Annotated in this window: 1 protein-coding gene; it reads right to left on the bottom strand. The window is 66.1% G+C overall.

Annotation, left to right across the window (positions count from 1 at the left end):
* Positions 1-543 (bottom strand): hypothetical protein (locus ABD844_RS52730; RefSeq protein ID WP_344897846.1); only part of this gene is annotated, 543 nt, incomplete at both ends.

The raw sequence follows: 543 nt of genomic DNA, 5'->3' as shown, positions 1-543 counted from the left end.
CCTGCCGTACCTGAACTCCGGGATGGCACTGTCGGGCGGAAGAACGCTGAGCACCGGGTGGTCGTACATCTCGACGTCCCAGCCGACCCGGATGTAGCTGCCGCCGTACGCGCTGCCGATCTCCGCGGCCTCGAGGAGCGCGCCGTACACGGCCGCATCATGCATGATCTTGTCCATGCGCTTCTGCGACGTTTTGCCCGGCACCTTGAGGGTTGGAGGTTCAGAGAACAGCAAGTCAGCGCTGGTGGATGCGATATCGCCCGCGATCGGAATGTGAAGCTTGGTACTGCGCACCTGCCCGGCCGGCGTCGGACTTCCCCAGAACCAGCGGCTGACCCGGTTCACGAACCCGGTCACACCCTTCTGCGGCCGGTCCCACCCCTTCGGGTCGAGCCCGATGCCGTGCACCTGGCCAGCGCCGTACACCCGCGCGAGTTGGTCAGGGTCGCCCGCGTACCACGCTCCCCACTGCTCGTATAGCTGTAGCTCGCGCTTGATGTGCGGCGGCGGCCACTCCTGATTTCCGATGGGAAGCGGCATCCC

Origin of the sequence: Nonomuraea antimicrobica, assembly GCF_039536965.1 — a bacterium.
GTDB classification, from domain to species: domain Bacteria; phylum Actinomycetota; class Actinomycetes; order Streptosporangiales; family Streptosporangiaceae; genus Nonomuraea; species Nonomuraea antimicrobica.
Note: the sequence above shows the minus strand (reverse complement) of the source record. Positions and strands in the feature narration are given on the sequence as shown.